We start from the raw sequence: 11,253 nt of genomic DNA on the forward strand, positions 1-11,253 counted from the left end.
CGTCGACGCCGACCACGTCAACGTCGCACCCGACGACGTGATCGCCGACGCCACCGGCGTACCCGGCCGGCTCGGCGCGGTCGTGTCCGGCGTGCCGGTGCCGCCGTCGCGGTCGCCGTAGATGATGCCGCGGCCGTTGGTGCCGATGTAGACCCGGCCGTAGATGCGCGGGTCGCCGGTCAGCGCCTCGCCGAAGTTGCCGTACTGGTGCTGGTCGTCGTTGATCCGCACCCAGGTCGCCCCGGTGTCGTCGGAGCGGTAGACGCCGTGCACGCCGTCGACGCGGCCGATCAGGTAGAGCGCCTGGTAGGTCTTGCCGGGCGCGGCCTTGCCGAAGCCGACGTTGTTCGCCTCGGCCGGGCCGGAGACCTTGGTGAACGAGGCGCCGGAGTCGGTGGAGCGCCACAGGCCGCTGGTGCCGCCGGCCAGCCAGATGTCGCCCTCGGCGCCGGGCACCGCCTTGAACTTCACGCCGGTCGTGGGCAGCCCGGTGGCCGCGGTCTTGGTGAAGGTGGCGCCGCCGTTGGTGCTGACGTAGAACCCACCAGCGGCGAAGGCGTAGAACTTGTTCTTGTTGACCCGGTCGGACTCGATGATCGCGCCGGACGGCGCGCCGGAGGCCTGGCTCCACGAGTTGCCGTACCCGACCGAGTAGACGACCGGCTGGCCGGGGTCGCCCGGGGCCCACACGAAGCGGGTGCCGTCCGCGTTGGCCGCGACGGTGCCGCCGCTGTTGATCCCGCCCGGCTCGGTGCCCTGGAACCAGTTGGCGCCGCCGTCGGTGGAGAAGGCCACGTGGCTGTCGTTCGGCCGGTCGGAGTCGGTGAAGTTGCCCGCCCTGACCATGATGCTCGGGTTGGTCTCGGCGTAGTCGAGGCTGGTGCTGCTGGTGAAGACCGGCTGGGTGAACATCGACGACGGGACCTTGGTCAGGTCGTTGTGCCGGAACCCGCCGATGTCGCCGAGGGCGCTGACCAGCGGGGCGCCGGTCGGCGGGCTGATCAGGTCGAGGACGGCGGTCTCCTCCAGCCCGGTGACCATGGGCTTGATGGTGAACTGCCCGCCGCTGTCCCACTTGGTGAGGTCGGTGGTGCCGTAGATCGTGGCGCCGGTGCCGTACATCATGCGGTCGGAGTCGAACGGGTCGATCTCCAGCGACTCGGTCATCCAGCCGAGCTTGGGAGTGACCTCCGGCGGCTGCGGGTTGGTACCGAACGTCAGCCACGGCACGGCGCTGATGTCCATCTTGTAGCGGAACGAGCGGTTGGGGTAGCTGGTGAAGTCCCAGATGCGGGTCCACGTCGCGCCGCTGTCGGTGCTGCGGAAGAAGATGACGTCCGGCCACCAGGAGACCTGGGTGGCGACCATGAGCGTGCCGGGGTGCTGCCGGTCGACGCTGAGGCCGCTGTAGCCGAAGTAGTCGTCGGAGCTGCTGGAGGGGATCGGGCTGATCTGCGTCCAGGTGCCGGTCGCGGTCGCGTACCGCCACACGTCGCCCTTGCTCCCGCTGTAGGGGCCGCCGGTGTCGCTGGTGGCGAGGTAAAGGTAGCCGTTGACGGTGTCCAGCACACCCTTGTGCGCGATGTAGCCGGTGGGCTGCCCGGCCACCCGCTCCCAGGTGGTGCCGCCGTTGGTGGTGCGGTAGACGGTGTTCTGCTTGTCTGCCACGCCCACGTAGATGGTCTGCGTGGCGTTGCCCGCGGTGCCGGTGCGCTTGTCGAACGTCACCCAGACCACGCCCTGGTTGTCACCGCCGTAGGCGTCCCCCGGGGTCTCGGCGTAGTTGCCGACGTTGGGGAAGTTGGTGACCTTCGACCAGGTGACGCCCGAGTCGGTGCTGCGCCACAGTCCGTTGCCGCTCGGCGCGCCGAGGTACAGGACGCTGTTCTTGTTCGGGTCGATGGCCAGCCGCTCACCCATGCCGCGGCCCGGCATGTTCCCGCCGAGCTTGAACGGCAGCGGCGAGACCTGCCAGGTGGCGCCCTTGTCGCTGGAGCGCAGCACGGCGCCGTTGTTCGGGTCCCAGTCGTTGGTGTAGATGCCGGCGGCGGCGTACACCTTGTTGGGGTCCACCGCGTCGGTGGCCATGCTGACCACGCCGTTGTAGCCCCAGTTGTCGAAGCCGACCCAGTCGAGCAGCGGGACCCAGGTCTGGTTCGACTGGTTCCACCGGTAGGCGCCGCCGATGTCGGTGCGCGCGTAGATCAGGTCCTTCTGGGTCTGGTTGAAGATGATGCCGGGGACGAAGCCGCCACCGGCGATCTGGACGTTCTTGTAGGTGTACGGCTCGCTCGCGGCGGCCGCGGAGGGCGGCGCCTGCACACCCGCGAGGAAACTGGCGGCGAGCGCCATCGCGAGCATGCTCAGGAGCTTTTTGCGCATGAACGGTTCCCTTCGGATCGCCTCGAATCGCTTCGAGAGCGCGGTGGACCGCCATGCACGATCAGGATGGACCCTGACCGTCGACCTCCAGCGTGCATGGTGAACGATGAGGCCCCTGACAGCCTCCGCCGCAGGTTCACACAACCGGAGCCGGAACGTCAATAGTTTGGGCGTTGAACTATCTCCGGCAAGGGGCCGGCGTCCGTACGGCCCGCTCCTGCCGCGCCCGTGCCCCCGCATGGCGGCCGCGGTGGCGGCGCACACCGCGCGGAGCAGCAGGTGAAAGCCGGAAATTTCCGGGTAACGGGCGGGGGTGCCAACTCACCTGTCTCTCGCGGCGCCGGACCTCCGGCTGGACGTCAACCTCCTGGACTACGCCGTCCTCGCGATCTACTTCATCACCGTGCTCGGCATCGGCTTCGCCGCGCGCCGCGCCGTCCGGACCAGCCTGGACTTCTTCCTGTCCGGCCGGTCGCTGCCGGCCTGGATCACCGGCCTGGCGTTCCTGTCGGCCAACCTCGGCGCCACCGAGATCCTCGGCATGGCCGCCAACGGCGTGCAGTACGGCGTCGCCACCGTGCACTACTACTGGATCGGCGCGGTCCCGGCCATGGTGTTCCTCGGCATCGTGATGATGCCGTTCTACTACCGGTCCAAGGTGCACAGCGTCCCCGACTTCCTGCGCCGGCGCTTCAACGGCCAGACGCAGTTGCTCAACGCGATCACCTTCGCCGTCGCGCAGATCCTCATCGCCGGGATCAACCTGTACGCGCTCGCGCTGGTCATGGGCGCGCTGCTCGGCTGGCCGCTGCTGCTGTCGATCGTCGTGTCGGCCGCCATCGTGCTGGCCTACGTCGTGCTCGGCGGACTGTCCTCGGCGATCTACAACGAGGTGATGCAGTTCTTCGTCATCCTTGCCGGCCTCATCCCGGTCACCGTGCTCGGACTGATCAAGGTCGGCGGGTTCTCCGGGCTGGCGGACAAGGTGCGGCGGTCCGCGCTCGGCGACCCCGGCCTGCACGCCTGGGCCGGCACCGGCTCCGGCGCGACGAACCCGCTCGGCGCGCACTGGATCGGCATCGTCCTCGGCCTGGGCTTCGTACTGTCGTTCGGCTACTGGACGACGAACTTCGCCGAGGTGCAGCGCGGCCTGTCCGCGCGCAACACCACGGCGGCCCGGCTCACCCCGATCATCGCGGCCTACCCCAAGCTGGTGATCCCCGCCGTCACCGTCATCCCCGGCCTGGTGGCGCTGGTGCTGTTCAGCGACCTCGGCAAGCCGGACGGCCCGCAGTACAACTACGCGATCCCGCTGCTGATGGAGAACCTGCTGCCCAACGGCGTGCTCGGCATCGCCGTCACCGGCCTGCTGGCGTCGTTCATGGCCGGCATGGCCGCCAACATCAGCGGTTTCAACACCGTCTTCACCTACGACATCTGGCGCTCACACGTGAAGAAGGACAAGCCGGATGAGTACTACCTCAAGCTGGGGCGCCTCGCCACCGTGGCAGGGGTCGTGCTCGGCGTCGGCACCGCGCTGATCGCGGCCGGGTTCAGCAACATCATGAACTATTTGCAGACGCTCTTCTCCTTCTTCAACGCGCCGCTGTTCGCCACCTTCATCATCGGCCTGTTCTGGAAGCGGATGACCGCTTGGGCGGGCTTCTGGGGACTGCTGACCGGCACCGTCGCGGCGTTCGCGTCCTACATCGCGTTCAAGGCGGGCCTGCTGAACTTCGGCACCGAGCTGAACGCCTCCTTCTGGGGCGCCGGCATCGCGTTCGTCGTGGACGCGCTGGTCTCGGTCGTCGTCACCCTGATGACGGCGCCGAAGCCGGAACGCGAGCTGCGCGGCCTGGTGTACGGGCTCAGCGACGCCTCGCTCGCCGACGACACCCTGGCCGGGGACCGGGCCTGGTACCGCTCCCCCGTGCTGCTCGGCGCCGGAGCGATCATCCTGGGCGCCGCGCTGTACATCCCGTTCATCTGAGCCGCCGTCCCCTGAGCCCTCACCCCAGATCGGAGACCCCCGATGCACGACCCCGCCAACGCGTCCGGCCCCGCGGACGCGACCCGCGCCACCGACCCGGCGGACCCGGCCGGCGCCGGCGACACGGGCGACCGCGAGCGCGCGGCCCGGCTGTTCGACATCCGCCGCATCATCGGCGGCCTGTTCCTGCTGTACGGAGTGATCCTCACGGTCGTCGGGCTGCTGGACGGCGCGGCGGCCGTACAGAAGGCCGAGGGGGTGCGGATCAACCTGTGGACCGGCGTGGCGATGATCGTCGTCGGCGCCGTGTTCCTCGCCTGGGAACGGCTGCGCCCGGTCGACGCGCCCGGCGCGCCCGCGGAGGACACCACCACGCTGGATACGGAGGAAACGGCCCGCCACGCCTGACCAACCCGGCCTCTCACCAGCCGCGATGCCACCTAGTGAGTCCGGAATACGGCCGAATATCCCTATTAGGGATGTCATTATGGTGAACATGCTGGATCCGGTGGGACTGAACTCCGTGGAGGAACTGGCGTACCGGTTGCTCATCGCAGCCGTCGAGGCCGACCGCACCGAGCTGCGCGAACACTCAGGGATCGGCGACGAGCGGCTCGCCGAGGCGCTGCGTTCGATGGAGGCCAAGGGCCTCGTGCGCGAGGTCACCCCCGGGCGGTACGCCGCCGTGGCACCGGACATCGCGCTCGGCGCGCCGCTGCTGCGACGGCAGCAGGCGCTCGACTGGGCGCGGCGCTCCCTGGAGGAGCTGACCGAGGAGTACCGCGCCAACGCCCGCCGGCGGGACGCCTCCCAGCTCGTCGAGGTGCTGCCCAACCGGGCGGCCATGCGCGAACGCCTGCTCCACCTGCAGGACAACGCCCGCGAGGAGGTTCTGGGCTTCTGCCTGGCCGCCCCGGTCGCGATGACCGCCGACGAGAACGACGCCGAACCGGCCGCCCTCGCCCGCGGCGTGGCCTACCGGGTGATCTACGAGCGGGCGCTGCTGGAAGAGGCCGGCATGCAGGCCGACGTCGCCCAGGCGATCAAGCTCGGCGAGCGCGCCCGCGCCATCCCCCGCCTGCCCGTCCGGCTGACCATCGCCGACCGGGAGATCGCCCTGCTCACCCTCGTGGCACACCCGGGCATCTCCGAGCCGACCGCGGCGCTGATCCGCGGCGGCACCCTGATGGAGGCCATGCTGGCCCTGTTCGAGAGCCAGTGGGAACGGGCCATCCCGCTGAGCGTCATGGACGGCGGCCTGTCGCTGGAGACCGCCCCCTGCCCCCTCGACCCCGACGACCTGTACCTGCTCTCGCTGCTGGTCGCCGGCGTACCGGACAAATCGATCGCCACCCAGCTCGGCCTCAGCCAGCGGACGGTGCAGCGGCGCGTCGCCGGCCTGATGGAGGCCGCCGGCGTCCAGACCCGCATGCAGCTCGCCTGGCACGCCGCCCGCGAGGGCTGGCTTCGGCCCGGCGTGTAACTTTCACCGCCCGCGACCGTGTTTCCGCACGTCGAACCGGTTAAGTAGGGCAGCGTCCTTCCTCGGTGCGACCGGGCGTCCTTACCATCGCGACGCGGACCACGGAGGTGAAGGATGACGACCAGGCGCGCGCTCCTGGCGATCGTGACGGCGATGCTCGGGCTCCTCGCGTACGCGGCGCTCAACCCCGTGGTGCCGGCCCGGGCCGCGACCGTACGGGTCATGCCGCTCGGCGACTCCATCACCGGCTCGCCCGGCTGCTGGCGAGCCCTGCTCTACAACCGGCTCGTTCAAGACGGCTACGGCGTCGACATGGTGGGCACCCTGCCCCCGCAGGGCTGCGGTGTGGCCTACGACGGCGACAACGAGGGCCACGGCGGCGCGCTGGTGACCAACGTCGCCGACCAGAACCAGCTCCCCGGCTGGCTCGCCACCACCCGCCCCGACATCGTGATGATGCACTTCGGCACCAACGACGTGTGGAGCAACCGCTCGACCGGCACCATCCTCGCCGCGTACGGCAAGCTGGTGGACCAGATGCGGGCGAGCAACCCGAACATGAAGATCCTCGTCGCGCAGATCATCCCGATGAACCCCGGCTCCTGCCCCGAGTGCGCGCAGCGCGTGGTGGCCCTCAACGCCGCCATCCCGGCCTGGGCCCAGTCCAAGAGCACCGCAGCGTCGCCGATCGTGGTCGTCGACCAGTGGACCGGTTTCAGCACCGCCACCGACACCGGCGACGGCGTCCACCCCAACGCCGGCGGCGACCAGAAGATGGCCGCCAAGTGGTACCCGGCGCTGGCCGCCCTGCTCAGCGGCACCACGCCCATGCCCACCCCGCCGACCACCCCGAGCGCGACGCCGACGGTCACCCCGACGCCCACGCCGCCGACCACCCCCAGCCCGCAGCCGGGCGGCTGCACCGCGACGTACCGGATCACCAACTCCTGGCCCGGCGGCTTCGGCGCCGAGGTCACGGTCCGCAACACCGGCGCCGCGGCCCTGAGCGGCTGGACGGTCAGGTGGACGTTCGCCGGCGGCCAGACGATCAGCCAGCTCTGGAACGGCGGCCTGAGCCAGACCGGCGGCGCCGTCACGGTGCGGAACATGAGCTACAACGGCGACCTGGGCGCGGGTGCCTCCACCGCCTTCGGCTTCAACGGCACCTGGACGGGGAGCAACCCCGCCCCCACCCCCACCTGCACCTCCCCTTGACCCCTGGCCGATGAGCGGGCGGCTCCCGGATGCCGGAGCCGCCCCCTATCGCCCCTTGGACGCCGGCACCGTGATCGCCGGCCCTGTCGATCACCTGCCGGATCATCTAATCTGGCACCCACCGCATAGGGGGATAACGGTCAGGGGGAACTCCCGAGGCGTTCGCCACCGTTGCGTGGGCGGAGGCCGTCCACGGCTTTCCGTATCCGGGAGTCGTCAGGGAGCCCTCGCTGGAGGAGTACATGGAATTCCGCCTCCTCGGCCCCATAGAGGTCTGGAACGGTGGCCGGCAGGTCCCTCTCGGCGGGGCGAAACCGCGCACTGCGCTGACCGCTCTGCTCATCGACGAAGGCCACGTGGTCCGGGCCGAACGGCTCATCGAGGCCATCTGGAGCACCGATCCCCCGGAGACCTCCCGGGCCGTGCTGCAGACGTACATCTCGTCGCTGCGCCGATCGTTCGAACGCGCGGGCATGCCACCGGTCATCGTGTCCCACCGGGCGGGTTACCTGGCGGACGTCCCCACCGGCACCGTCGACCGTTCCAGGTTCGAGACCCTCGCCGCCGAAGGACGGCGCGCGGCCACCGAGGGGCGGCACGAAGAGGCGTCCGAGCGCCTTCGCGCCGCCCTCGCGCTGTGGCGCGGTCCCGCCCTCGGCGGGATCGGCGACTCCTTCCTGCTCGCGGAGGCACGGCGCCTGGACGAGTTACGGCTCACCGTGACCGAGGAGCGCATCTCCGCGGACCTGCGGCTCGGCCTGCACGAGCAGGTGATCGGCGAGCTGACCGCCCTGGTCGCCCGCCATCCCACCCACGAGCGCCTGCGCTACGACCTCATGGCGACCCTGAACGAACTCGGGCGGCGGGGCGACGCCCTGGCGGTCTACCGGCAGGGCGTGGAGGCTCTCGCCGAGGAGCTCGGCATCGATCCCGGTCCCGAACTGCGGCGGTTGCACGAGGGCATCCTGCGCGGGGACCCGCGGCCGTCCCCCGAGCACCGCTCCCGGACGCGCCGGCCGCAGACCCCCGCGCCCACGGGCCCGGCGGCGACGAGCACGGGCGGCGGGAGGACCGGCACCGAAAGGACCGCTCCCGAGCGGACCAGGCCGTACCAACTGCCTCCGGTCATCCCCGACTTCACCGGCCGAGCCGAGGAGACGGTCCTGTTGCGGGCGGCGCTGACCCGGCCGTCCGCCATGCCGGTCTGCGTGATCCTCGGCGCCGGTGGCACGGGCAAGTCGACCCTCGCGTTACGGGTGGCCCACGACATGGCCGAGCACTATCCGGACGGCCAGCTCTACGCCGAACTGCGCGGCACCACCGAACTGCCGGCGACGCCCGAGGAGGTGCTGGGCCGCCTCCTGCGCGAGCTGGGCACGCCCGCGCCGGAGCTGCCCCCGACCCTGGAGGAGCGGGTCAACCGCTATCGCACCCTGCTCTCCGGCCGCCGCGTGCTGGTGGTGCTCGACGACGCGGCCACCGAACGCCAGGTGCGCCCGCTGCTGCCCGGTTCGGCGGGATGCGCCGTACTGATCACCTCGCGCAACAAGCTGCCGAGCCTGGCCGGTGCCGTCCCGACCGAACTCGGCACACTGACGGTCGACGCCGCGCTCGCCCTGCTGTCCCACGTCGCCGGCGCCGACCGCGTCACCGCGGAGGCCGAGCCGGCGCGGATGATCGTACGGCAGTGCGGGTACCTGCCCCTCGCGATCCGCATCGCCGGGGCCCGGCTCGCCTCGCGCCGGCAGTGGTCGGTCAAACTGATGGCCGACCGCCTCGCCGATGAGCGGCGACGGCTCGACGAGCTCGCCGTGGGGGACCAGGAGGTCCGCGCCGGCATCGCCCTGAGTTACGAGCTGCTGACCGACTCGGTCCGCAGGGCGCTGCGGTACCTCGGCCTGCTCGGTCTTCCGCACTTCCCCGCCTGGGTCGCGGCGGCCGCCACCGGGGCGAGCCTGGAGGAGGCCGAGCGGCAGCTTGAACAGCTGGTGGACGCCTCACTCGTCGAGGTCGACGGTGTGGACGCGATCGGGCAGGTGCGCTACCGGCTGCACGATCTCATCCGGCTGTTCGCCCGCGAGCGCGCCGAGGCCGAGGACCCGGGGCAGGCGCGGGTCACCGCGGTCACCCGGGTGCTCGGCGGCTGGCTCTGGCTGCTGTCGAAGGTGCGCGCCGTCGAACCGTCGGGCACGATCGCGGTGCGCGAGTCGTACCGGCTCACCGTCCCCATCGATCCGGAGGCCGCGCGGGCCGTCCTGGCGGCCCCCCACACATGGTTCCGCATCGAGGAGGAGCCGCTCGTCGTCGGCGTCGAACTGGCGGCGGCGCTGGACCTCGACGAGGCCGCGGTCGAGCTGGCCTCCGCGCTCTGTCATTCCGCCTTCGCCGTGGAGAACCAGTTCACCGCCTGGAGCCGTACGCACGACGCCGCACTGTCGGTCGCGCGGCGCAAGGGGAACACCGCCGGACAGGCGACGCTGCTCGCGGAGCTGGGCCAGTTGCGGTACGAGCAGGACCGCTACGCCGAGGCCCAGGACTACTTCGGCCAGGCACTCCCGATGTTCCGCGCCGCCGGGGACCTGCGGGGAGAGTGCGCCATCCTCACCGGCATGGGCACCGTCTGCCGCGAACGGGGACACCTGCGCGAGGCGCTCCACTACCTCGACAGCGCTCGGGCGATGTGGCACGACCAGGGCGACGGGGCCGCCCTCGCTCACGTGCAGCGGCTGGCGGGGTCGGTCCGGCTGGAACAGGGCGACCTGGACGGCGCCTGGAAGGACCTGGACCACGCGCTCGCGCTGTACCGCGGATCGGGCAGCCGGCGAGGTGAGGCGCTGACCTTGCGCACCATGGCCCTGCACCACCTGGCCAGGGGAGAGCACGCCGAAGCGGAGCGGCTGAGCGAGCAGGCGGCGCACATCTTCGGCGGCATGGGTGAGCGGCTGCTGGAGTGCTACGCGTTGCGCACGCGTGCCAAGGCGTGGCTCCGGCAGGGCAGGTGCGATGAGGCGCTGCCCGAACTGGAGGGCATCCTCACCGACGTGCGGGCCCTGCGCGACCGGTGGGGCGAGGCGATCACTCTGCGCACGCTGGGCGAGTTGCACCTGGCCGTCGGGCGGCTCCAGGAGGCGGAGGGCTGCCTGACGGAGTCGGTACGCCAATGGGAGGAACTGGGGCTGCCGCTGTTCCGCGCCCGGACCCTGCGCGACCTGGCCCTGCTGTACGAGGAGCGGGACCGGCGGGCCGCGGCCGAGAGCGCGCGGGCGGAGGCGGTCGAGATCTTCCGGGCGCACGGCTCCCGCGAGCACGCGGAACTCGCTCCGCGCGAAGCCGTGTCCACACCGGAGGACGCCGCTCTGTAGAGCGGCCTACAACGGATTTACAGCAGGATTGGAGCGCGCGGCCGCACTCTTTCGGCGCCAGATCAAATCTGTCCCGAAATGAGGCATCCGATGAGTGCATCCCCCTCGCGTCCCGGCCGTGGCGCCCTCCGGCTCGCCGGGCTCACCGCCATGGCGATGGCCTGCAGCCTGCTGGTCGCGCCTGCCGCCCTGGCCGCCGGCCCCACCCCGGCGCCCAGCGCGAAGGCCAGTGACGTGGCCGCGCAGCGAGCCCTCGCCGCGTGCGACCCGAGCGGCACCACCTCCACCGACTCCGCCCTCGCGGCGCAGCTCAACGGCTCGCTGAAGGCCAAGATGAAGGGGTACATGTCGGCCTACCGCGTGTCCTGCGCGCGGATGGTGGTCAAGGCGGTGCGCGACCGGGGCTTCAATCTCAGGGCCGCCGTCATCGCCATCACCACCACCATCGTGGAGTCGAGCATCGACAACATCAGCGAGGAACTCGACCACGACAGCCTCGGGCTGTTCCAGCAGCGGGCCTCCTGGGGGACGGTGTCCCAGCGGCTGAACCCGGACTGGGCGACCAACGCCTTCCTGAAGAAGATGCAGTCGAAGTACCCCGACGAGAAGTGGCTGACCGCGCCGATCGGCGAGATCTGCCAGGCCGTGCAGGTGTCGGCGTATCCGGACCGCTACCAGCCGCAGGCCGGCGACGCGAAGATCATCGTCGATGCCATCGTGGCGTCCCAGGCTCCCCCGGACCCGATCGACTACGGGGTGCTGGACTTCACCCTGTCCGACAGTTTCGACTCCAACACCAACACCCGGCCCGTCATCAAGTA

7 protein-coding genes are annotated in these 11,253 nt (G+C 70.9%); 6 read left to right on the plus strand and 1 reads right to left on the minus strand.

The genetic code is table 11. The annotated features are described in order from the left end of the window. The coding region (locus IEY93_RS36650) for a WD40/YVTN/BNR-like repeat-containing protein (protein WP_229691774.1) at positions 1 to 2,382 on the minus strand (2,382 nt) is incomplete at its 3' end. Between the two features lie 313 nt (positions 2,383 to 2,695). On the opposite strand from IEY93_RS36650, the gene IEY93_RS36655 reads away from it, so the two are divergent. From IEY93_RS36655 to IEY93_RS39050, 6 genes are all read left to right on the plus strand, one after another. After that, on the plus strand, positions 2,696 to 4,372 hold the full coding sequence (locus tag IEY93_RS36655; protein ID WP_229691775.1) for a sodium:solute symporter family protein: 1,677 nt from the start codon (positions 2,696 to 2,698) through the stop codon (positions 4,370 to 4,372). A 42-nt stretch (positions 4,373 to 4,414) separates the two neighbouring features. Continuing rightward, positions 4,415 to 4,780 (plus strand): hypothetical protein, encoded by a 366-nt coding sequence (locus IEY93_RS36660; protein WP_203967873.1) that lies wholly within the window; start codon positions 4,415 to 4,417, stop codon positions 4,778 to 4,780. Between the two features lie 100 nt (positions 4,781 to 4,880). Further along, positions 4,881 to 5,855 carry a helix-turn-helix domain-containing protein gene (locus IEY93_RS36665; protein ID WP_229691776.1) on the plus strand — a complete coding sequence of 325 codons (975 nt, stop codon included), beginning with the start codon at positions 4,881 to 4,883 and terminating at the stop codon, positions 5,853 to 5,855. Between the two features lie 114 nt (positions 5,856 to 5,969). Beyond that, entirely contained in the window at positions 5,970 to 7,070 is a 1,101-nt protein-coding gene (locus IEY93_RS36670; RefSeq protein WP_189167769.1) for a cellulose binding domain-containing protein, read from the plus strand. A gap of 242 nt (positions 7,071 to 7,312) precedes the next feature. Beyond that, on the plus strand, positions 7,313 to 10,432 hold the full coding sequence (locus IEY93_RS36675) for an AfsR/SARP family transcriptional regulator (RefSeq protein ID WP_189167770.1): 3,120 nt from the start codon (positions 7,313 to 7,315) through the stop codon (positions 10,430 to 10,432). Positions 10,433 to 10,522: 90 nt separating this feature from the next. Continuing rightward, positions 10,523 to 11,253 (plus strand): hypothetical protein (locus tag IEY93_RS39050; protein WP_229691777.1); only part of this gene is annotated, 731 nt, incomplete at its 3' end.

This window comes from Sphaerisporangium melleum (assembly GCF_014646695.1).
Taxonomy (GTDB): domain Bacteria; phylum Actinomycetota; class Actinomycetes; order Streptosporangiales; family Streptosporangiaceae; genus Sphaerisporangium; species Sphaerisporangium melleum.